Source organism: Ruegeria sp. YKSF070 (assembly GCF_059612725.1).
The window spans coordinates 21549-43073 of record NZ_JBXWRD010000032.1; the positions used below are offsets into that span (position 1 = coordinate 21549).

Here is a 21525-nt window from a genome sequence, read left to right on the forward strand (position 1 = left end):
AATTTTTTGGCAAGTTATCCGAGGTGACCACATTTTGTGGTTGTGCGATCCGCGATCACTAATGAGCGATGCAAAACTGGTTCTAGAACTGAAAACGGAGCTGTATCAACCGGATACAGCCCCGCGGTTAAGCGATCGAAAAGGGATCAGACCCAGGGACGCGACTGTGCCGCCTGCGCTTCGAACGCATCAATTGCCGTCGCCTTCTCCATGGTCAGACCGATATCGTCGAGGCCATTGAGCAGGCAGTGCTTTTTGAAGGCGTCGACTTCGAACGGGATCACCTCTCCATCCGAGGTGGTGATCTCTTGCGCTTCCAGGTCCACGGTCATGCGGGCATTGGCGCCCTTCTCGGCATCCTTCATCAGCATATCGACCTGCTCCTGCGGCAGGACGATGGGCAGGATGCCGTTCTTGAAACAGTTGTTGAAGAAGATGTCGGCGAACGAAGTCGAGATCACGCATTTGATGCCGAAATCCTTGATCGCCCAAGGGGCATGTTCACGCGACGAACCGCAGCCGAAATTGTCGCCGGCGACGAGGATCTCGGCGTCGCGGTATTGAGGCTTGTTCAGCACGAAATCGGGGTTCTCGGACCCGTCGGCATTATAGCGCATCTCGTCGAACAGGTTCACGCCGAGGCCAGACCGCTTGATGGTCTTGAGAAACACCTTGGGGATGATCATGTCGGTGTCGATGTTGATAAGCGGCATCGGCGCGGCGATGCCCTGAAGTTTTTCGAACTTGTCCATATCCAGTCTCCTGGTTCGAGCCCGGGTTTGATGCGGGCGCTATATCTTTGATTGAGGATCGGGTCTGCGCGTGTGCGCAGCCCGATCCAGTTTCAAAGAGTCACAGGCTTGGACGGACAGTCCTCGGTCCTGTGACCCCGGTTACGCGTGTTTCCCCGCGCCGCGCACGAAGAGCGCGGCGAAGATCAGGCCGAAGCCGTTGAAGAGCATCTCGATACCCATCAGGATACCAAGGAGGCTGAGCGCCAGACCGACCCCCGCATTCGCCATGACATAGGCGGCAAGGCCCAGCGACAGGATGCCGGAAATGAGTGTCGGCAAGAACAGGCCGGTGCCGCGCATCTGGAACGACAAGATGATCCGGGCGATGCCACCAGCGGCAAACAGGATCATCACAACCGAGGCCAGCGTCAGCGTGCCTTCGAGCGGGTTCGACAGGAACGACCAGCCGAGGAACACCATGATGATACCCATGATGATCGACAGGATCTTGTTGCCCGCCCCTTCGACGGTGAACCCGCCCACGACCTGAAGCCCGCCACCGATCATCAGCATGATCCCGGTCAGGGTGGTGATTGCCACCGAAGCCATCACCGGCGCGCCCAGGATGATAATCCCGAACACGACCGACAACAGGCCCAGCAACATCAGTTTCAGCCAGTCACTCATTTCATTCTCTCCCTAGAAATGAAGTATGAGCGAAGCCTACATCATTTCCCGCACATCCGTCAGCTTTCCCGTGATTGCCGCAGCGGCGGCCATCGCGGGGCTGAGCAGGTGGGTGCGTCCGCCCCGGCCCTGACGACCCTCGAAGTTGCGGTTCGAGGTCGCGGCGCAACGCTCGCCCGGTGCTAGCTGGTCGGGGTTCATCGCCAGGCACATCGAACAACCCGCAAGGCGCCATTCGAAACCGGCCTCCTTGAAGATGTCGGCGATACCTTCTTGCTCGGCCTGGGCGCGGACAAGGCCCGAGCCGGGTACGACCATGGCGCGGATACCGTCCTTGATCTTCTTGCCTTTCAGGATCGCGGCAGCAGCGCGCAGATCCTCGATCCGGCCATTGGTGCAGGATCCGATAAAGACGGTGTCGATCTCGATATCCGACAGTTTCTGGCCGGGGGTCAGACCCATGTATTCGATCGAGCGGCGCGCGGCCTCGACCTTGCCGCCTTTGAAATCCTCGGGGTTGGGGACGGTCGCGGTGATCGGCAGCACGTCCTCGGGCGAAGTGCCCCAGGTCACGACGGGCGCGATATCCTCGCCCTTGATCGTCACCACCTTGTCCCAATGGGCGTCGTCATCGGAATAGAGTGTCTTCCACCAGGCAAGCGCGGCTTCCCACTGGGCACCCTTGGGCGCGTGCGGGCGGCCCTGGACGTAATCGAACGTCTTCTGGTCGGGCGCGATCAGGCCAGCGCGGGCGCCGCCTTCGATGGCCATGTTGCAGACGGTCATGCGGCCTTCCATCGAGAGATCGCGGATCGCTTCGCCGCAATATTCGATGACATAGCCGGTGCCACCGGCAGTGCCGGTCTTGCCGATCACGGCCAGCGTGATGTCCTTGGCGGTGACGCCCGGGTTCAGCTTCCCGGTGATCTCCACCTTCATGTTCTTGGATTTCTTCTGGATCAGCGTCTGGGTGGCCAGAACATGCTCGACCTCGGAGGTGCCTATGCCGTGCGCCAGCGCGCCGAATGCGCCGTGGGTGGCGGTGTGGCTGTCGCCGCAAACGACGGTCATGCCCGGCAGGGTCCAGCCCTGTTCCGGACCGACGATATGCACGATGCCCTGACGGATGTCCGAGACCGGGTAATAGTGGATGCCGAAATCACGCGCGTTCTTGTCGAGCGCCTGCACCTGGATGCGGCTTTCCTCGGTCATTTGCGCGGGGTCTTCGCGACCCTCGGTGGTGGGCACGTTGTGATCGGGCACCGCGATGGTCTTCTCCGGGGCGCGCACCTTGCGGCCCGCCATGCGCAGACCTTCGAAGGCCTGCGGGCTGGTCACCTCGTGCACGAGGTGGCGGTCGATATAGAGAAGGCAGGTGCCGTCCTCGGCCTCGTGGGCCAAATGGGCATCCCAGATCTTGTCATAGAGTGTCTTGGGGGACATGTGTCCTCTCCCGTTTTAGAGAAATGGCTGTAAAGACGTGGCTGCACCCGGCCTATAGGCGGGCGAGGACCGAACGGGTCGCGCCAAAGAACCGCTCGCGCAGGCGGGCGCGGTCTTGCAGGTCCATGGTTGGGGCGTCGTGGGGTGTCATGCTGTCCAGATACATGGCCGCCCCGAGTCTCGCAAGGTCTTGCGTTTCCCGCGACAAGCCTGCCAAGCTGGCGGCGGAGCCTATATATGAACGAAGACATTCTCCCGGCCACGCTGGACGAACTGATCGCGACCCTGCTGACCGAGGGGCACAGGCTGGTTGGTCTTTTCCTGACGCCCGGCTGGCGCCAGTATCAGTTGCTGATCATCGCGCTGCTGATCGGCGCAGCGCTGCTGCTTTCGCTGCTGACGCGCACCCACTGGGATGCCTGGGCCCGCTCGCGCGAGGGCTGGCCGAAGTGGCGGCTCAGAACGCTGGTGCTGCTGATGCGGCGGCTGTCGCTGCTTTATTTCGTGGCTTTGAGCTGGCTGACCTATTTGGTCATGCAACAGATGACCTGGCCTTCGCGCAGCTATGTGATCGGGGTGGTGGCGACTCTGGCCACGGCGCTGCTGGTGATCGCGCTGGTGGCGCGGGCGGTGCGCAATCGCACCATCCGGCTGGTGTTCCGCTGGTCGATGTGGGTCTATGCCACGCTGGTGGCACTGAACCTGACCGACGATGTAGCCCGCTTCCTCGATGGCATATCGATCGAGATCGGAGCGCTGCATATCTCGGTACTGGGAGTGATGAAGGCGGTGCTGCTGGTCGGCGCGTTGCTGGTACTGGTGCGGCTGGCGTCGCAGGGGGCGTCTAATGCGCTGGCCCGCAACGACGATATCTCGCCCTCGATGCAGGTGCTGTTGGCCAAGGCGGTGCAGGTGCTGCTGTATGGCTGGGTCTTTATCGTGGCGATCCGCACGTTGGGGTTCGACCTGACCGGGCTGGCCTTTCTGTCCGGTGCGATCGGTGTCGGCATCGGCTTTGGCCTGCAAAAGGTAGTGTCAAACCTAATCTCGGGCATCATCATCCTGATGGACCGCTCGATCAAACCGGGGGACGTGATCTCGCTGGGCGAGACCTTTGGCTGGATCAACGCGTTGGGCGCGCGCTATGTCTCGGTGGTCACGCGGGACGGGCGCGAATACCTGATCCCGAACGAGGATCTGATCACCAGCCAGGTGGTGAACTGGTCGCATTCGGACCAGTATGTCCGGCTCGACCTGAATTTTGGTACCAGCTATGGCGACGACCCGCACAAGGTGCGCGCGGTCGCCATTGCCGCCGCGCGGTCCGTCGGGCGGGTCCTGGCCGGAAGCGGGCGCGACCCGGTCTGCCATATCGTTGGGTTCGGCGACAGCAGCGTCGACTACGTTCTGCGCTTCTGGATCACCGATCCGACCGCCGGCCTGACCAATATTCGCGGCAATGTCTTCCTGGCGCTCTGGGATGCGTTCCAGGCCGAGGGCATTTCGATTCCCTTCCCACAACGCGAGGTGCGAATGCTGGAGGATGCGGTCGGGCCTGCCCTGGCAGCCGGACAGGGTGGTGCCGATTGACCCCAGTACCATGCATACCGTATGGCGGTTCATTGAAAAGTCACAGATGGGTTGCTAAATTCTACCTGACCCAGCGCCGGGGATCGGTCGGCGCGCCCTATAGGAGGACGATGTCCTGTTACCTCATACAGAGGCGGCCATGCCCGCCCATGCAGGCGCCGCGATGATGGCCCAAGGCAGTTACACCAGCGAACAGCTGCTGGAGCGTATTCTCACATCCCTCAACGATGACAAGGCCGAGGACCTCGTGCAGATCGATCTGCGGGGCAAGACCTCGATGGGCGATTACATGGTCATCGCCTCGGGCCGGTCGACCCGTCAGGTTTCGGCCATGGCCGAGAAGCTGGTGCAGCGTCTGAAGGAAGATTTCGGCCTCAACTCCAAGATCGAGGGCAAGGATGCCGGCGACTGGGTGCTGATCGATACCGGCGATGTGATCGTGCATATCTTCCGCCCGGAAGTGCGCGAATTCTATCAGCTGGAAAAGATGTGGGTGCCGCAGGGCGCCAAGACATCGGCCAACTAAAGGCGTCTGATCGGCCCCGTTTTCGGGGCCGCTGGGCGAATGACCCATGCGCGTCAGCATCCTTGCGGTCGGCCGTTTGCGGGCCGGACCGGAAAAATCCCTGATCGACGACTACCTGTCCCGGTTCGACAGAACCGGTCGCGCGCTGGGTCTGGGACCCGCGCGGGTGGTCGAGGTCGAAGATAAGAAGAATGCCGGCATGGGCGCCGAGGCGGCGCTGTTGCGCAAGGCGCTGCCGGCGGGTGCGGTTCTGTGTACCCTGGACGAGCGTGGCAAACAGCTCTCTTCGCCCGATTTCGCTGACAGGCTGGCCAACTGGCGCGACACGGGCCGTCAGGATCTGGCGCTGGTGATCGGCGGCGCCGATGGGATCGACCCCAGCCTGCGGGCCGAGGCGGATTTCTCGATTTCTTTCGGCGCGATGGTCTGGCCGCATATGCTGGTTCGGGTGATGCTGGCCGAACAGCTTTACCGAGCCGCGACCATCCTGGTCGGCAGCCCCTATCATCGGGTGTGAGCTATGGCAGAGCTGTTGATCGTCTATCACTCGCGCACCGGCGGCAGCCGCCAGATGGCCGAAGCCTGCGCCGCAGGCGCGCAGGGCGAGTTGGCCACAACGCTGCTGACAGCCCAGGCGGCAGGCCCTGAGGACCTGCTGCGCGCCAGTGGTTACGTGTTCTGCTGCCCCGAGAACCTGGCGGCGATCTCGGGCGCGATGAAGGAATTCCTTGACCGCTGTTACTACCCCGTTCTGGGCCGGATCGAGGGGCGCGCCTATGCGCAGATGATCTGCGCCGGATCGGACGGGCAGAACGCCGCCCGGCAGGTGGCGCGCATCGCCACCGGCTGGCGCCTGAAAGAGGTACAGCCGCCGCTGATCCTGTGCACCCATGCGCAGACGCCCGAGGCTATCCTGGCGCCCAAGCACATTCCCGAAACAGAACTTAACCAATGCCGCGAGCTGGGTCAGGCGATGGGCGCAGGCCTGGCGATGGGCATGTTCTGATCGAAACGAAAACCCCGCCGACCATGGCAGGTCGACGGGGTGAGTAGGACCACCGGGCCCTCAGTTTGTCAGGCGTGTTACTGAACCAGCTGGCTGGCCGAGACCACATCCAGGCCCAGCGCCTCGCCGACCGCCGCATAGGTCAGCTTGCCGGCATGTACGTTCAGGCCGTTCAGCAGGTGCACGTCATCGGCGCATGCCTGTTTCCAGCCCTTGTCGGCCAAGGCCAGCATGAACGGCATGGTGGCGTTGCCCAGCGCGATGGTCGAGGTGCGCGCAACCGCGCCCGGCATGTTGGCCACGCAGTAATGCATGATGCCGTCGACTTCATAGATCGGGTCCTGATGGGTGGTCGCCTTCGAGGTTTCGAAACAGCCGCCCTGGTCGATCGCAACGTCAACCAGCGCCGCGCCCGGCTTCAGTTCGCTCAGCTGAGCACGGCTGATCAGCTTGGGCGCGGCAGCACCCGGGATCAGCACGGCGCCGATGATCATGTCGGCCTGACGGGCCAGTTCGATCGTGTTGCCTGCGCTGGCAAAGCTGTTCTTGAAGGTGCCGCCAAAGACGTCGTCGAGGTAACGCAAGCGCGGGATCGAGCGGTCGAGCACGGTCACATCCGCGCCCATGCCAGCGGCGATCTTTGCCGCGTGAGTGCCGACGACGCCGCCACCGATCACCAGAACCTTGGCCGGGCCCACACCGGGAACGCCGCCCATCAGAACGCCGCGACCGCCATTGGCCTTTTGCAGGGTCCAGGCGCCAACCTGCGGTGCCAAACGACCGGCAACCTCGGACATCGGTGCCAAGAGCGGCAGGCCGCCGTTGCGGTCAGTCACAGTCTCATACGCGATGCAGGTCGCGCCCGAGGCCAGCAGGTCATGGGTCTGATCCGGATCGGGTGCTAGGTGCAGATAGGTGAACAGCAGCTGGCCCTCGCGCAGCATCTTGCGCTCGATGGCCTGCGGCTCCTTGACCTTGACGATCATGTCGGCGGTGGCGAATACCTCTTCCGCGGTGTCGACGATCCGTGCGCCGGCATCGACATAGGCGGCGTTGTCGAACCCGGCACCGGCACCGGCATTGGTTTCGATGATGACCTCATGCCCGTGCGAGACGGCCTCGCGCGCTGCATTCGGGGTCATGCCGACACGGAACTCCTGAGGTTTGATTTCCTTGGGGCATCCGATTTTCATTTCTGCGTCCTCCGTTCGCAATCTGCCCAATTATGTGGCAGAGACGGGAAACAATTTCTGTGAAAGTCCACTCGCCTTTCGGAGATTTTTCAGGATAATATTCGAAGCTTGAGCCAGATGTTGCAAAGGATGTGCGCCGATGAGCCTCGACGCGACGGATCGCAAGATTCTCACCGCCCTTCAGGCAAAGGGCCGGATGTCCAATGCGGAACTGTCCGACAAGGCCAACCTGTCGCCATCGGCCTGTCACCGGCGGGTCCAGCGGCTGGAATCCGAGGGCTATATCCGCAACTACGTGGCCCTGCTGGATGCCCGCAAGATGGGCCTGCCCACCACGGTTTTCGTCGAGATCACCCTTCAAGGTCAGGCCGACGAGGTGCTGGACGCCTTTGAGAAGGCAGTGGCCCGCATTCCCGATGTGCTTGAATGCCACCTGATGGCGGGGACGGCGGATTACATCTTGAAAGTGGTGGCCGAAAACACCGAGGATTTCGCCCGCATCCACCGCCAGCACCTGTCCCGCCTGCCCGGGGTGGCGCAGATGCAAAGCTCGTTCGCACTTCGTACCGTGTTCAAGACAACGGCGCTACCGGTCTGAGCATTGCAGCACCCTTGCATCCGCAAGGAGCAGGCGCATACTTGCACCAGCAGTGGCCGGTTTTTGATTTCCCGCAACGAAATTGCCATCTGTCTGTGACATCCAAGGGTCATACGCGCCCAGCAAGGGCAGACGGATCAACTGTATTGAAAGGAGCGCATTTTGACCCATGAATCCGACGACCCCAGCTTGGATTGGCTCGAGGCCGAATTGGAGGATTCGCTGGACGAGGATTTCGAGATCGAATTCAGCGAGCCGATGCTGTCGATGGAAATCCGCCGGATCTACAAGGATCAGCGCCCCGACCTGCTTGACCGGCAGGTCTATTTTCGCAACCTGCTGCGGCTTCAGGCCGAACTGATAAAGTTGCAGGATTGGGTCCAGCACACGAATGCCAAGGTGCTGATCATCATGGAAGGCCGCGACGCGGCCGGCAAGGGCGGGGTGATCAAGCGGATTACCCAGCGGCTGAACCCCCGTGTTGCACGGGTGGTCGCCCTGCCCGCCCCGTCGCGCCGGGAGCAAAGCCAGTGGTATTTCCAGCGCTACGTACCCTATCTGCCCTCGGGCGGGGAAATGGTTCTGTTTGACCGGTCCTGGTACAACCGTGCCGGGGTTGAGCGGGTGATGGGCTTTGCCACCGAGGATCAGGTGGAGCAGTTCTTTCAGGACGTTCCCGAATTCGAGCGCATGCTGGTGCGGTCCGGGATCATCCTGCTGAAATACTGGTTCTCGATCACCGACGAGGAACAGCAACTGCGATTCCTCATGCGGGTGCATGACCCGATGAAACAGTGGAAACTGTCGCCCATGGACCTGGAGAGCCGGATCCGCTGGGAACAGTACACCAAGGCAAAAGAAGAGATGTTCGCGCGCACCAACATCCCCGAGGCGCCTTGGTACATTGTCGAGGGTAACGACAAGAAGCGCGAGCGGCTGAACTGTATCGAGCATCTGTTGTCCAAGATCCCCTACGAGGACATCCCGCACGAAAAGGTCACGCTGCCCGACCGCCGTTACAATCCCGACTACGAGCGCCAGGTGCTGCCGGACGAGCTTTACGTTCCAAAGGTCTATTGACCCAGAGCGTTTCATTGCCTCGAATGTCCTTGTCGTCGCGCGCCATCGCGACAGGCAGATCGGAGCGATCAAACCGGGAGAACGAGCAAGTTTCAGGCAAGCGCAGTGGCCACCGTTGGATTGGCATTTGGGGCATTTGTGACGCCGGCATTTGCAGCGCCGGCACAAGAGGCAGCGGACCGGACATTCGAACAGATTGCAGCCGGTGTGACCCGAGCTGGGCTTGAACCGGTTGTCGACATCGACCACGCCCGCCTCGCTGCCGAAGCGGGGGTCGAGATGCCGCCCTCTCGAGTCCATCTGTTCTCGGACGCCGCAGTCAACTCGGCCCTGTTGGCGCAGAAACTCAGCGCCGGGCTTGATCTGCCGTTCCGGGCGCTGACCTATGCCGAGGCGGACGCGGTGCAGGTGATCTATACATCCAAACGTCGGTATGGCGTTGGCGATTCCGAGGCGCTGGCCGCCTTTGATGCTGCGTTGGTCCCCGCGCTTGACGGGCCGGACGGGGTCGAGCCGGTGCCGACTGAAGGTCTGGCCTCCGGTTACGGCATTCTCACCCTGCAAAGCTCCCATGACGTACCCGAAACCGTTGCCCGCCTGCGCGCCATCGTCGCGGCGCAATCCGATACGGTCTGGTTCGGCGAGGTCGATTTCACCGCCGAGGCGACAGCGCTTGGCGTCAATCTGCCTCCCGCTGTGCTGCTGCTCTTTGGCGGACCGGCACCGGGTGGCGTAGCGATGGCCAAGTTCCCGTCGATCGGCGTCGACGCCTTTTGCCAGAAGCTCTTTGTTCATGCCGCGCCCGAAGGCGGTTCGGTGGTGCTGTTCAACAGTATCGTGGCGCTGGCCGAGCTGCACTACGGCGCGTCGGCGCCGCCGCATGCGATGCTGGACGAACGGTTGACCGCGACCTTTGCCAAGGCGCTGGAATAGGCCGGGCAGGGGGCGCTGCCCCCCGCGCCTGCGGCGCTCCCCCCGGAGTATTTCGAACCAGAAAGAAGCGGGATGCGGGACGCAGTTGACGAAGGCGCGGCGCGCAGGTCACTCTAACCGGCGGAGGAACCATGTCCGACGCACCCATCTATGAAATCGACCCGGGCGCCTTTTGGGCCGATCCCTATCCCGACTTGAAACGGATGCGGGCCGAGACACCCATCGCCTATGTGCCGCAACTGGGCGCGACGCTGATCACCCGACGCGACGACATATTCGAACAGGAGAAGCGGATCGAGGTATTCTCGTCCGACCAGCCGCAGGGACTGATGACCGTGCTGATGGGTCAGAACATGATGCGCAAGGATGGCGAGGCCCATATGGCCGAGCGCAAGGCGATCTTTCCCACCGTCTCGCCCAAGACGGTGAAACAGGTCTGGACCGCACAGTTCCGCGCCGCCACTGAACGGGTGCTCGACGATCTGGCGCCGCGCGGCGCCTGCGATCTTGTGCGCGACTATGCCATGCCGGTCTCGGCCGAGGCGCTCAAGGCGATCACCGGGCTGACCAACATGACCGCCGCCGAGATGGACCGGGTGAGTCAGGGCATGATCGACGGTTGCGCCAATTACGCGGGCGATCCAGCGGTCGAGGCGCGCTGTCATGACTGCACCGCCTCGATCGACGCTCATATCGACGCGATGATCCCGGTTCTGGATGCCAGACCCGACCATTCGCTGCTCTCGGTTCAGCGCCGCGCGGGTCTAAGCGATGCGCAGACCCGCGCCAATATCAAGCTGGCCATATCCGGCGGCCAGAACGAGCCGCGCGATGCCATTGCCGGCACCGCCTGGGCAGTGCTCAGCCACCCGGATGCGCTGGCGCGGCTGCGGTCGGGCGCGGTGCCCTGGCTGCGCGCGTTCGAGGAATATGCCCGCTGGATCTCGCCCATCGGCATGTCGCCGCGCCGGGTGGCGCAGCGCGCCACGGTGAAGGGCGTCACACTGGAGCCCGAGGACCGGGTGTTTCTGATGTTCGGATCGGGCAATCGCGACGAAAGCGTTTTCACCAATCCGGACCGCTTCGATCTGGATCAGGATATCGCACCGGCGATCTCCTTCGGCGCTGGGCCACATTTCTGCGCCGGGGCCTGGGCATCAAAAGCGCTGATCGGAGAGGTGGCGCTGCCGCTCCTCTTCAAGCGGTTACCGGGCCTCGCACTGGATGGCGAGGCCCGGTTCGGCGGCTGGGCCTTCCGTGGTCCGATCACGGTGCCGGCCCGTTGGGAGCCGGCACCGCGGGAGGATTGATCAGAACAGGAAGTCCTGCGCGTCCAGCATGTCCATCTGGACACCGCACAAGGTCAGGCTGTTACCCGCCGCATCGGTGATCACCGCCTCACCATCCACCTCGGTCAGGTGGTTGGCCTTGAGGTCATCGAAATCGACGATGTCATCGGCCTTGACCAGATCGATCTGATCGGCTTGCCCCCTTGCACCGAAATCGCGTGCAACATCCTTGCCGATCGAGAAGCGGAAGGTATCCGCCCCTGCGCCGCCCAGCATCAGGTCGTCGCCATCGCCGCCATCGATCACGTCCTTGCCGCGGCCACCGGCTATGAAGTCATCTCCCTTGCCACCGGCGAGCATGTCCTTGCCCCGGCCGCCAAAGAGCATGTCATCGCCGTCACCTCCAGCAAGCTTGTCCTTGCCTTGGCCACCGATCAGGATGTCGTCGCCTGCATCACCCCAGAAGATGTCCATGCCGCGACCACCGATCATGATATCGTTGCCGCCATTACCACGGGCATGTCCACCGGCCTTGTCGGCAATGATCAGATCCGGCCCATCGCCCCCGTCGCAAACGTTTTCGGGTTCCGGCGTCGGCTCGGGTTCAGGCGTCGGTTCGGGTTCGGGTGTCGGCGTCGGTTCGGGCTCGGGCGTCGGCTCGGGCTCGGGTGTCGGCTCGGGCTCGGGCGTCGGCTCGGGCTCGGGCGTCGGCTCGGGCTCGGGCGTCGGCTCGGGCTCGGGCGTCGGCGCACCTGTATCCAGTTCCACCTCGGCGTCGGTGCGCGCAAAGTTCTGGGTCACCATGACGGCGTCATAGCCTTCGAAGTTGCCGCGTTCGATCCCGATCCCCACCAGGGTCACATCGGGGTTGAGGATGTTGGCCCGGTGGCCGGGACTGTTCATCAGCGTTTCATGCAGGTTCTGCACATCGTCCGACAGGCCCGGCGCACCGCGTTCGCTCTGCCAGGCGATATTCTCGGCCCAGATCGAATTGCCCTCGAACTTGAACCCCGTCTTTTCGATACGATCCCCGGGCGAGCTGCCATTGATGCCGGTATGCGAGAATACATCACGGTCCAGCATCCACTGGCTGTGATCTTCGGAAGCGTCGTTAAGCTTGAGTTCGAGCTGGACGGGGTTCAATCCCCGCGATGTCCGCTCGTCATTGATAAGTTCCAGCATTTCTCTTTCGAGAGTACTTGCCTGTGACATGGTCAAAAGTCCTGTTGCTGTGTTGAGTGGCTACGTCTTGGAGCAGGCGCGCGCGGCGGCATAGACGGACAGCTGCAAAGGGGGATTCGCGGCGCCGCCTTGCCAGAGGATGCCGATCCGCTGCGCGGGAAGGCGCACGGCCAACACCCCGTATCCGGACCCGGCGGAGCGTCGCGCGCGCATGGCCCTGTGTTCGGCAGAAAACCGGCTCCGGCGGCCAGGACAGGGCCGGTTCGCGACCCTCCTGTCGCCCCGCGACAAGACCGGCGATTCGATCTGGGGCGTTATGCCGGTAGCCTCAGGAGACATGCACAATGACCGCGGCCGATCCGAATCTCTCCGCGGGGGCGGACCAGCCCGAGGGCGCAACCACGCTGAGAGGTATCCTGTTCCTGCTGCTCGCCACCACGATCTTTCCGATCCAGGACGTGATCATCAAAAGCCTCAGCAGCGATTTTGCAGTGCATCAGATCGTGTTCTGGCGCTCGGTCTTTGCCCTGCCGGTCGCACTTGCCATGGCCCGCTACGAAGGTTCGCTCTGGCCGCTCAAGATCGGTTCATGGCCGTTGCAACTGACCCGTGCAGTGGCGGCGTTTTCCTCCTATCTCGTCTATTACATGGCGCTGGCCGCCATCGGTCTGGCCGAGACCGCCGCCATCACCTTCTCCACCCCCATCTTTGTCACCCTGCTGGCGGCGCTGTTTTTGGGCGAGCGGATCGGCATCTGGCGCTGGCTGGCGGTGCTTCTCGGCATGGCCGGGGTGCTGGTGATCGTGCAACCGGGGGCGGCGGTATTCGAACCGGCGGCCCTGCTGGCGCTGGCGGCGGCGTTGTTCTATGCCGTCTCGATCATCGCCACCCGGCGTCTGGGCAACCGCACCAATGGCGGCACCATGACGCTGATGACACTGTTGGTCTATATCTTCGGCGGCACCGTGCTGGGGCTGGTGTTCTCGGGGTTGGAAACGGCCTCGCCGCACCCCAGCCTTGCGTTTCTCTACCGCGACTGGATCGCGCCCGCGCCGATGGACTGGCTGGCGCTGGCAGCGCTGGGGGTAACCTCGGGCATCGGCTTCTTCGCGCTCAGCCAGGCGTATCGCATGGCCGAGGCCAGCGTCGTCACCCCGTTCGAATACACCTATCTGCCCTGGGCGGTGCTATGGGGCTATGTGGTGTTCGGGGTGCTGCCGGTGATGTCCACCTGGATCGGGCTCTCGCTGATCGTTGGCTCAGGACTTCTGATCCTGTTCCGCGAGACGATGCGCGGTCGCCGCATCGTCCGCCGGCGCGGCCTCGGCGTCATGCGTCAGCGATAGTCGCCCCGCGCGCGGTCAGCCACCATGTCTCCAGCGTTCCGATCCCCTTGATCTCGACCGCCCCGCGCGGCTCGAAGTCATAGGCGTCCTGCAACGCCGCGCGGGCGGCGGCGGTGACCTGGATGCGGCCCGCCGCGCCGTGGCTTTCCATCCGGCTGGCGGTGTTCACGGTGTCGCCCCAGACATCGTAGAACAGTTTCTGGTGGCCGATGACGCCCGCGACCACGGGGCCTGCGTGCAGGCCGATGCGGATGTCGATGGGGTCGTTCAGTTCGGCGGAGAGATCGCGCAGGGCATCCAGCATGTCGAAGGCCATCTCGGCGACGCGGTGCACGGGGCGGTCGACGGGCTGAGGCAGACCGGCGGCGACCATATAGGCATCGCCGATGGTCTTGATCTTTTCCAGCCCGTGTTTCGCGGCCAGTTGGTCGAAGGTCGAGAAGATACGGTTGAGAAAGCTCACCAGTTCCTCGGGCGTCATCCGGGCTGAACGCGGGGTAAAATCGACGATATCGGCAAACAGGATCGCGGTGTGGTCGAGACTGTCGGCGATGGTGTGGTCGGGGGCGTCCTTGAGCCGCGCCGCGATCTCGGTGGGGAGCAGGTTGTAGAGCAGGGCTTCGGAGCGGGCGTGCTCGGCTTCGAGGGCGTCTTCGGCGCGTTCGGCGCGCTGAAACGCGACATATCCGAACGCCAGAATGAGCAGGCCCACCCAAATGACTGAAGTTGACATCAGCAGCGCCTGCAGTATCGGCTGCTGTGCCGCTTGTAGAGCCGGTGTGCCGAAACAAAACACACTGAACAGGATGGTTACGATCCCGGTCAATGTTGTCGAGACAAGATGGATCGGTTTGCTGGGTCCCAGAACCGCAAGCCAGATTGCAGGTATCAGCAGAAGGTAGAGATAAAGCCCTGTTTCAGTCCCGACTAGGTAAGTCTGGAACGAAAAGGCGGCGCAGGAAAACAATGTACTGAGCGCAATTGTTGCATTTGGGTAGCGATCGAAGGCAAACGGCAGAATGAAGAACTGCACTCCCAAGGCGACCGCTACCGCACAAGTTGGCCATAGTTCCGCATCATAAAGGAAAAAGCCGCCAGAATAGAGAACCGACGTGAGAACCGACAAAGCCATTATCACATTGCCCGTGAATAGCCGTCGCTGATCACGCTTTGTTTTTCCTTCAACCCCATACTCAAGATACCACGCCAGCCAGCGTGGCAATCGGGATGTGAACTCGGGCTGAACCTCCGCCAAATCCGGCGCCTCCTTGATCGAATGCGCCCAGCCTAGCCCAATCTCGCGCGGCGAGTCAGGTCCTTTGCGCCAGCGGCGACGCAGCAAGAGCGGGTGAAATGCGAAGCCGGGGCCCGTACAAAACGGTCAAATCCCAAAAAACGACAAACCCCCGAGGCCGGGCCACGGGGGTCGTCAAATAGTGTCATCCAAAGCCGGACGAGAGCGAATGCCTTAGAGCATGCCTTCGCGCTGTGCTTTCTTGCGTGCCAGTTTACGGGCACGACGGATCGCTTCAGCTTTCTCGCGCGCTTTTTTCTCGGACGGCTTCTCGAAATGTTGCTTGAGCTTCATCTCGCGGAAGACACCCTCACGCTGCAGCTTTTTCTTCAGGGCACGAAGCGCCTGATCGACGTTGTTGTCGCGAACACTAACCTGCATGTGGTTTTCACCACCTTTCTAAGTTGAGTTGCAAGGATTTGCAGGAGCCCGCCGTATAGCAAAGCGGGACCAAGTTGTCTAGATAGGGATCAGAACAAGGAGATCGCCCATGTCCCTGACCTATGAAGAGGCCCGCAATCGCCTGCTGGATGCGGCGCTGGCCCATGTCGCCTTTGACGGCTGGACCGAGCAAACCTTTGGTGCGGCGGTCGCCGATGCCGGGCTGGACATGGATTTCGCCCGCGCCATCTGCCCGCGTGGGGCGGTCGATCTGGCGCTGGCCTATCATGCGCGGGGCGATGCGGCGATGCTGGAGCGGTTGGCCTCCGAAGATCTTTCGGACCTCCGATTCCGCGACCGGATTGCGGCGGCGGTGCGATTCCGGCTTGAGGCGGTCGAGGACAAAGAAGCGGTGCGCCGTGGTGTGACCCTCTTTGCCCTGCCCGCCCATGCGGGCGAAGGGGCAAAGGCGATCTGGCAGACCTGCGATGCGATCTGGACCGCCTTGGGCGATACCTCGGACGACGTGAACTGGTATACCAAGCGGGCGACGCTCTCTGCCGTGTATTCCGCGACAGTGCTCTATTGGCTGGGGGACGAGACCCCCGGGCATGAGGCAACTTGGGAATTCCTCGACCGGCGGATCGACAACGTGATGCAGTTCGAGAAATTCAAGGCGGATGTGCAGAAGAACCCGCTGCTGAAGCCGTTTCTGGCCGGTCCTAACTGGCTTGCCGCCCAGATGAGGGCGCCTCGGGGTAAGGATGATCTGCCCGGTTCGCTGCATCCACGGCACTGATATCGCTCCGGGCGCAAGCGAGCCCGATCGGACGATGGGTTGGCGTCCCGAGATAGCCTATCGCGACAGCAGTACCGCCTCGACCCGGCGGTTGGCCTCGCGGCCCTCGGGCGTGAGGTTGCTGGCAATCGGGGCGAGATAGCCCACCCCGTCAGCGGCAAGCTGTTCGGCAGGGATGCCATATTCCTCAATGAGTCGCGCGCGCACTGCCACAGCACGTTTTCGGCTCAACTCGATATTGGGCTCCAACCCGCCGACCGTATCGGTGTGCCCGACCAGAACCAACCGCAGATCACCGTTCCGCAGAAGCAACTGTGCCAATTCGGCCAGCGTATCGAAAGGTCCGGCGCCCAGCGCATCCGACCCGGTGGCAAAGTCGAGCCCCGACAGGATCACCCTGCCCCGAGTCTGCAACCGCCCGGCAAGGTCGAGCGGAACCGCCGCCGCAGCGGGTTTCTCGACCGTGACCGGATCGGTCGCCACCGACCCGGCAGGAAACACCTGGATCAGTTGTACATAGGCATCGGGCGGGTTGCGGCTTACCAAAAGGCTCAGCGCCTCGTCCCCGCGCATCGCAGACAGGAACCGATAGTCACGCACCGCCACATACATGTCAGGGCTGGGCACCACCTCGGTCGCAAAGCGGAAATCGAAGCCGCCGCAGTTCTCGGCGGGGCAATCAAGGAGGATCTCGTACCCAGCCTCAAGGATCTGGTCACGCAGTGGGGCAAAAACCTGCAAGGTAGTCTTGGAGCCGATGCTGATCCGCCAGGTGCGTTTTTCGATCCGCCCCTCGAGCTGGACCGAAGGCACCCCCTCGGCCCCGTTTACACCCGTCGGCAGGGCATAGCTGTCAAGCGCGCGAATACGCTCGGTCAGTTGCCGGCTGCCTTGCGGCAGGGTCAGGCTCAACTCCTGCGCCAGCGCGGGCGTTGCCGCCAACGCGGCGCAGAGGGCAAGCCTGAAGATCATCGGAATTGCGAATGATACTCGTCGTTGGGCACCATCGCCGTGGCGCTGGCGACGCGGTTCGACATGTTGTAGAACCCGGCAACATTGGCGATGTCCCAGATGTCGCGGTCGGTGAAGCCGACATCGCGCAGGGCCTGACGATGCGATTCCTCGATCTCGGCGCTGGCAGTCGTCATTTTGGCAGCGAAATCCAGCATCGCGCGCTGACGCGCATCCAGCGGCGCTACGCGATAGTTCATTACAAGCATTTCACCCAGTTTCGGATCACCCGACAATTGCCGCACGGCAGCACCATGCGCGACCAGGCAATAGAAACACTTGTTGATCGACGAGACCACGACCGCGATCATCTCGCGTTCCAGCTTGGACAGGCCGCTGGGTGCCAGCATCAGGTCATTGTACATCGCGGTAAAAGCGTTGAGCTTGGCAATGTCAAAGGCGTTCGCCTTGAGGACATTGGGCACCATGCCCAGCTTCTCGACACAGATATCGAAGTATTTCTGCGTTTCCGGCGGTAACGGGTCCACCATGGGCAGGTCCAGCGCGGTGGGGCGGGTCTGGTCGGTCATGCGGTTTCTTTCTCCTCCAGCAGGCGATAGTGATACTCTCCGACGATCTCCATGCCGAGAGAGCGGTAGAGCGCGTTGGCGCCTTCGTTCGCCTTGGTGCAGACCACGCTAAGAGTATGCGCGCCGTTGTCCATCGCCCAAAAGGCCGCGCCACGCATCGCCCATTGGCCCAGACCCTGCCGGCGCTGATGGGGTGGAATCTCCAGCGCATGCAGCATGGCGACCCCTTCATGGATGGCGACAAAGGCCACCCCGCCAGGCTTGTCCCGATGCCGCATCAGCAGGCCGGTTTTGGGCCCGGTGACCCGGTCCATCACCGCCAGCCGTCCGGGTCCGATGCCGCCCTCGGCCCACAACTCGCGCATGATGGCCAGCGGCTCCCACAGGGCAAAGACGGTCACACGCGGGATCGGGGTATCGGTCAGCTGGGTGACGGGACAGGCATAGATATTGACCGGATCGACGATGGAGTAGCCGCGTCCTGCCAGTGACGCATCCAGTGCCTCGTCACCGGGGCGCAGTTGGAAAAGCGGCGGTTGACCCATTTGCCGCATCGCGGCCTCGGCGGCATCGATCTGAACCTCGGAAACCGCACCCGAGGCAGAGGCGGCAGAGACCCGCTTGCCGCCGCCACGCCCCTCGCGCAGGGTCAGGGTGCCGTCTGTCCGGCTGTCGGCGGCGGGCCAAGTCGCATCGACCACCGCGAACCAGTCAGGCGTCATTGCGCGGTCTCCCGCGCAAGCCGGGTCACTGCCGCGTCGATCCGGGCACCATTCGTGCCCCGCACCACAACATTGGCACCGAACGCGCCGTTGATCTGGAACGGATAGCAGCCGATGGTCAGGTCGGGAAAATCCTCGGCAAGCTGCGTCAGGGTGGCGGCGATATCGCCCTCGCCCCGGTCGATGCGCAGGGTCTGCGACAACAACGGCTCACCGCCGGTCAGTGTCGGCAGGATACTGGCGACCATCGCCTGAAACACGCTGGGGACACCGGCCAAGACATGCACATTTCGAATGGTGAAACCGGGCGCCGTGCTGACCGGATTGTCGATCAACGTGGCACTATCAGGGATACGGGCCATGCGCAGGCGGGCCGCGTTCAACTCCAGCCCGGTCTTGGCATAATGCGCCTCGAGCAGGGCGCGCGCATCGGCGCGGATGTCGATATGGTCGCCAAAGGCGCGAGCGATGCAGTCGGCGGTGATGTCATCATGAGTGGGACCGATGCCGCCGCTGGTGAACACATGGTCGAACCCGTCGGACAGAGCCTTGACCGCCGCTTCGATGGCGGGGGCATCGTCGCTGACGACCCGCACCTCTTTCAGGTCGATCCCGTGCTTGGTCAGTTCCCCGGCCAGGTGATACATGTTGGCGTCGCGGGTGCGCCCCGACAGGATCTCGTCTCCGATGACCAGCATGGCGGCGGTTGGGTTTGGCATGGCGCCCTCTCTCTTGATCGACCCCTGCCGCAGGTATAGGCCCGGGATCATGCGCTTTCAAACAACTCTTGTCCCCGCCCGCCTGATCCGCCGCTATAAACGCTTTCTGGCCGACTGCCAGCTGGACGACGGGCGCGAGGTGACCGCCCATTGCGCCAATCCCGGGTCGATGATGGGGCTGGCCGAACCGGGTATGAAAATCTGGCTGGAGCCCAACGACGACCCCAAGAAGAAGCTGAAATTCGGCTGGCGTCTGGTCGATCACGAAAACGGGCATTTCACCGGAGTTGATACCTCGATTCCAAACCGCGCGCTAAAGGCGGCGTTGGAACGTCGTGCGATTCCGGCGCTTGCCGCCTATGAAACGGTCCGGCCCGAGGTTAAATACGGCCAGAACAGCCGCATCGACTTTCTGCTCAGCCAGCCGGGCCTGCCGGATGCCTATGTCGAAGTAAAAAGCGTGACACTCAGCCGACAGCCCGGCCTGGCCGAGTTTCCCGACAGCGTGACCGCACGCGGCGCCAAACATCTGGCGGAACTGGCCAGAATGGCAGAGCAAGGACACCGCGCGATCATGCTTTATCTGGTGCAACGAACCGATTGCGAAAGGTTCGCGCTGGCCACCGATATCGACCCGACCTATGCGCGTGCCTTTGATACGGCCCATGCGCGGGGTGTGGAAAAACTGATCCTTACCACCCATATCTCGCCCGAAGGGGTCGAAATCGCCGATATGCTTTGACATATTGCGACCCTGCGACCTCTGGCACTTTCTGCGCAAGCAGCGTAAACAAGGGTCCGCGCGCAACAAATGGAGCCCCGCACCGATGAAGGAACATCGTGGCCGCCTGACCAAGGATGGCATCCGCATCTACGAACCCGCGGACTTTGCCGGCATGCATGCCGCAGGGGCGGTTGCGGCGCGCATCCTGGACGATATCGCGGAACATGTCTTTCCGGGGCAGACCACCGGCGAGATCGACCGGATCATTACCGAGATGGTCGAGGCCGCCGGCGCGAAATCGGCAACCATCGGGTACAAGGGCTATCAGCACGCCAGCTGCATCTCTGTCAACCACGTGGTCTGCCACGGGATTCCCGGCGACAAGCGGTTAAACGATGGCGACATCCTGAACATCGACGTGACCGTGATCGTCGATGGCTGGTTCGGCGATACCAGCCGGATGTATGTGGCGGGCAAGCTGCCACGCAAGGCCGAGCGTTTGATCCAGGTGACCCATGACGCCCTGTTCAAAGGCATCGAGATGGTCAAGCCGGGCAACACGTTCGGCGATATCGGCCACGCGATCCAGGCCTATGTCGAGGCGCATCGCATGTCAGTGGTCCGCGATTTCTGTGGGCATGGACTGGGTCAGGTATTCCATGCGCCGCCCAACGTGCTGCACTATGGCCGCCCCGGCACCGGCGCGGTGTTGGAAGAGGGCATGTTCTTCACCATCGAACCGATGGTGAACCTGGGCCGTCCCGAGACCAAGACGCTGGCCGATGACTGGACTGCGGTCACTCGTGACAAGTCGCTTTCGGCACAGTTCGAGCATTCGGTGGGCGTGACGGCAGACGGGGTCGAGATCTTTACCCTTTCGCCGGTCGGCAAGTTCCATCCGACCTACGCCTGAACAGGGGGGAACCGGGGGCCAGCCCCCGGACCCCCGGAATATTTTTTAGCAAGAGGAAAGACAAGGCGCGAAACCGCTGGAAGGTTGCGCGCGAACGGACAGGTCAGAGTCCCAGCAGCGCCGGAACCTCGGCCATCTCGTGAAACACTTCGGCCCCGAGTTCGCGCAGCCGCGCGCCATCATCATGGGCGGCAAAACCAAGGCAGCGCATTCCGGCCCGAATGGCGGCGGTCACACCGCTGGTGCTGTCCTCGATCACCACGCAATCCCTTGCCTGCACCTGGAATTGTCTGGCAGCGGTCTGGAACAGACCCGGATCCGGCTTGGAAACACCTAGTTCATGCGCTGAAAACATGGCGTTGGGATGGAATCTCTCCCACAACCCGTTTTGGCCCAGAGTGATGCGCATCTTGTCTTCGCTGCCGTTAGAGGCCACGCAACACCTGATTCCAGCGGTATCCAACCTTTTCAGCAATTCCGGGATACCAGTCACCAGAGGCACTCCCTTTCGCAGACGTGCGTATTCCTCGGAATAGACCTGCTCAACCCAGTCGTCTGGCAGATCTGCACCCAGGCTGATCGCCTTTTCCCGTACCCCGATCATGGAACAGCCAACGAACAGTTCCATCGACTGTTCCGCAGTCAGCGGCAGCCCATGCCGCGTCAGGTTTTCCGCCATGATCCGGTTCGACGCTGGCTCGCTGTCTACCAGAACCCCGTCGCAATCGAATATCACCAGTTCTAGTCGCATGGAGTTCTCCGGGTTATTCGGTCGAGGCTTAACGCGGACGGAAGACAGAGGCAAACCAGCGGCAAGCGGCGGCA

At 62.5% G+C, this 21525-nt stretch carries 25 protein-coding genes; 12 read left to right on the top strand and 13 right to left on the bottom strand.

Going from position 1 to position 21525, the window contains the following annotated elements; all coding sequences use genetic code 11:
* Positions 1–146: 146 nt before the first annotated feature.
* From leuD to AC2FL1_RS15590, 4 genes are all read right to left on the bottom strand, one after another.
* On the bottom strand, positions 147–752 hold the full coding sequence (leuD, locus tag AC2FL1_RS15575; protein ID WP_496828430.1) for a 3-isopropylmalate dehydratase small subunit: 606 nt from the start codon (positions 750–752) through the stop codon (positions 147–149).
* A gap of 141 nt (positions 753–893) precedes the next feature.
* Positions 894–1421 (bottom strand): HdeD family acid-resistance protein, encoded by a 528-nt coding sequence (locus AC2FL1_RS15580; protein WP_496877567.1) that lies wholly within the window; start codon positions 1419–1421, stop codon positions 894–896.
* 36 nt (positions 1422–1457) lie between these two features.
* Positions 1458–2864 (bottom strand): 3-isopropylmalate dehydratase large subunit, encoded by a 1407-nt coding sequence (leuC, locus tag AC2FL1_RS15585; protein ID WP_496877568.1) that lies wholly within the window; start codon positions 2862–2864, stop codon positions 1458–1460.
* A gap of 52 nt (positions 2865–2916) precedes the next feature.
* On the bottom strand, positions 2917–3015 hold the full coding sequence (locus tag AC2FL1_RS15590) for an isopropylmalate isomerase (RefSeq protein WP_234140406.1): 99 nt from the start codon (positions 3013–3015) through the stop codon (positions 2917–2919).
* An 86-nt stretch (positions 3016–3101) separates the two neighbouring features.
* Here AC2FL1_RS15590 and AC2FL1_RS15595 point away from each other — a divergent pair, with 86 nt between their 5' ends.
* The 4 genes from AC2FL1_RS15595 (at position 3102) to AC2FL1_RS15610 (ending at position 5986) form a co-directional block, all read left to right on the top strand.
* Positions 3102–4454 carry a mechanosensitive ion channel family protein gene (locus AC2FL1_RS15595; RefSeq protein ID WP_496828436.1) on the top strand — a complete coding sequence of 451 codons (1353 nt, stop codon included), beginning with the start codon at positions 3102–3104 and terminating at the stop codon, positions 4452–4454.
* Positions 4455–4593: 139 nt separating this feature from the next.
* Positions 4594–4980 carry a ribosome silencing factor gene (gene rsfS, locus AC2FL1_RS15600; protein WP_496828438.1) on the top strand — a complete coding sequence of 129 codons (387 nt, stop codon included), beginning with the start codon at positions 4594–4596 and terminating at the stop codon, positions 4978–4980.
* Between the two features lie 46 nt (positions 4981–5026).
* A complete protein-coding gene (gene rlmH, locus AC2FL1_RS15605) occupies positions 5027–5497 on the top strand; it encodes a 23S rRNA (pseudouridine(1915)-N(3))-methyltransferase RlmH (RefSeq protein WP_496877569.1) in 471 nt (156 codons plus the stop codon).
* A 3-nt stretch (positions 5498–5500) separates the two neighbouring features.
* Positions 5501–5986 carry a flavodoxin family protein gene (locus tag AC2FL1_RS15610; protein ID WP_496828442.1) on the top strand — a complete coding sequence of 162 codons (486 nt, stop codon included), beginning with the start codon at positions 5501–5503 and terminating at the stop codon, positions 5984–5986.
* 77 nt (positions 5987–6063) lie between these two features.
* On the opposite strand, the gene ald is transcribed toward AC2FL1_RS15610, so the two are convergent.
* Positions 6064–7179, bottom strand: coding sequence for an alanine dehydrogenase (gene ald, locus AC2FL1_RS15615; RefSeq protein ID WP_496828444.1), 1116 nt, complete (start codon positions 7177–7179; stop codon positions 6064–6066).
* A gap of 139 nt (positions 7180–7318) precedes the next feature.
* On the opposite strand from ald, the gene AC2FL1_RS15620 reads away from it, so the two are divergent.
* The 4 genes from AC2FL1_RS15620 to AC2FL1_RS15635 all read left to right on the top strand — a co-directional run bounded on the left by AC2FL1_RS15620 (position 7319) and on the right by AC2FL1_RS15635 (position 11100).
* Entirely contained in the window at positions 7319–7777 is a 459-nt protein-coding gene (locus AC2FL1_RS15620; RefSeq protein ID WP_234142369.1) for an Lrp/AsnC family transcriptional regulator, read from the top strand.
* A gap of 162 nt (positions 7778–7939) precedes the next feature.
* The gene (gene ppk2, locus AC2FL1_RS15625; RefSeq protein WP_496828446.1) at positions 7940–8857 is read left to right on the top strand and encodes a polyphosphate kinase 2; all 918 of its coding nucleotides are present in this window, start codon (positions 7940–7942) and stop codon (positions 8855–8857) included.
* A gap of 138 nt (positions 8858–8995) precedes the next feature.
* Positions 8996–9790, top strand: coding sequence for a DUF302 domain-containing protein (locus tag AC2FL1_RS15630; RefSeq protein WP_496877570.1), 795 nt, complete (start codon positions 8996–8998; stop codon positions 9788–9790).
* 131 nt (positions 9791–9921) lie between these two features.
* On the top strand, positions 9922–11100 hold the full coding sequence (locus AC2FL1_RS15635; protein ID WP_496877571.1) for a cytochrome P450: 1179 nt from the start codon (positions 9922–9924) through the stop codon (positions 11098–11100).
* Here the strand turns inward: AC2FL1_RS15635 and AC2FL1_RS15640 are convergent, their stop codons facing one another.
* Positions 11101–12261 carry a CAP domain-containing protein gene (locus tag AC2FL1_RS15640; protein ID WP_496877572.1) on the bottom strand — a complete coding sequence of 387 codons (1161 nt, stop codon included), beginning with the start codon at positions 12259–12261 and terminating at the stop codon, positions 11101–11103.
* Positions 12262–12605: 344 nt separating this feature from the next.
* Here AC2FL1_RS15640 and AC2FL1_RS15645 point away from each other — a divergent pair, with 344 nt between their 5' ends.
* Positions 12606–13607 (top strand): DMT family transporter, encoded by a 1002-nt coding sequence (locus tag AC2FL1_RS15645; RefSeq protein ID WP_496877573.1) that lies wholly within the window; start codon positions 12606–12608, stop codon positions 13605–13607.
* On the opposite strand, the gene AC2FL1_RS15650 is transcribed toward AC2FL1_RS15645, so the two are convergent.
* Together AC2FL1_RS15650 and rpsU are read right to left on the bottom strand one after the other, a co-directional pair.
* Positions 13591–14949: an adenylate/guanylate cyclase domain-containing protein gene (locus tag AC2FL1_RS15650; protein ID WP_496877574.1), complete on the bottom strand. Its 1359-nt coding sequence runs from the start codon at positions 14947–14949 to the stop codon at positions 13591–13593. The two genes, AC2FL1_RS15645 and AC2FL1_RS15650, sit on opposite strands and share 17 nt — an antisense overlap.
* 126 nt (positions 14950–15075) lie before the next feature.
* Positions 15076–15282 carry a 30S ribosomal protein S21 gene (rpsU, locus tag AC2FL1_RS15655; protein ID WP_008207378.1) on the bottom strand — a complete coding sequence of 69 codons (207 nt, stop codon included), beginning with the start codon at positions 15280–15282 and terminating at the stop codon, positions 15076–15078.
* A 109-nt stretch (positions 15283–15391) separates the two neighbouring features.
* Here rpsU and AC2FL1_RS15660 point away from each other — a divergent pair, with 109 nt between their 5' ends.
* A complete protein-coding gene (locus AC2FL1_RS15660) occupies positions 15392–16081 on the top strand; it encodes a COQ9 family protein (protein WP_496877575.1) in 690 nt (229 codons plus the stop codon).
* A gap of 57 nt (positions 16082–16138) precedes the next feature.
* On the opposite strand, the gene AC2FL1_RS15665 is transcribed toward AC2FL1_RS15660, so the two are convergent.
* From AC2FL1_RS15665 to AC2FL1_RS15680, 4 genes are read right to left on the bottom strand one after another with little or no spacing between them, the layout of a single operon-like run.
* Positions 16139–17053 carry an OmpA family protein gene (locus AC2FL1_RS15665; RefSeq protein ID WP_496877576.1) on the bottom strand — a complete coding sequence of 305 codons (915 nt, stop codon included), beginning with the start codon at positions 17051–17053 and terminating at the stop codon, positions 16139–16141.
* Complete coding sequence (locus AC2FL1_RS15670) at positions 17050–17622, bottom strand: peroxidase-related enzyme (RefSeq protein ID WP_496828462.1); 573 nt, start codon at positions 17620–17622, stop codon at positions 17050–17052. Before AC2FL1_RS15670 ends, AC2FL1_RS15665 begins: the two co-directional genes overlap by 4 nt.
* Positions 17619–18344, bottom strand: a complete 726-nt coding sequence (locus tag AC2FL1_RS15675; RefSeq protein ID WP_496877577.1) for a GNAT family N-acetyltransferase — start codon at positions 18342–18344, stop codon at positions 17619–17621. Before AC2FL1_RS15675 ends, AC2FL1_RS15670 begins: the two co-directional genes overlap by 4 nt.
* Complete coding sequence (locus tag AC2FL1_RS15680; protein ID WP_496877578.1) at positions 18341–19063, bottom strand: competence/damage-inducible protein A; 723 nt, start codon at positions 19061–19063, stop codon at positions 18341–18343. Before AC2FL1_RS15680 ends, AC2FL1_RS15675 begins: the two co-directional genes overlap by 4 nt.
* A 49-nt stretch (positions 19064–19112) precedes the next feature.
* On the opposite strand from AC2FL1_RS15680, the gene sfsA reads away from it, so the two are divergent.
* Both sfsA and map read left to right on the top strand, forming a co-directional pair.
* Positions 19113–19805, top strand: a complete 693-nt coding sequence (gene sfsA / locus AC2FL1_RS15685; protein WP_496877579.1) for a DNA/RNA nuclease SfsA — start codon at positions 19113–19115, stop codon at positions 19803–19805.
* Between the two features lie 85 nt (positions 19806–19890).
* The gene (gene map, locus AC2FL1_RS15690) at positions 19891–20700 is read left to right on the top strand and encodes a type I methionyl aminopeptidase (protein WP_496877580.1); all 810 of its coding nucleotides are present in this window, start codon (positions 19891–19893) and stop codon (positions 20698–20700) included.
* Positions 20701–20803: 103 nt separating this feature from the next.
* On the opposite strand, the gene AC2FL1_RS15695 is transcribed toward map, so the two are convergent.
* Complete coding sequence (locus AC2FL1_RS15695; protein ID WP_496828470.1) at positions 20804–21451, bottom strand: HAD family hydrolase; 648 nt, start codon at positions 21449–21451, stop codon at positions 20804–20806.
* Between the last annotated feature and the right edge of the window lie 74 nt (positions 21452–21525).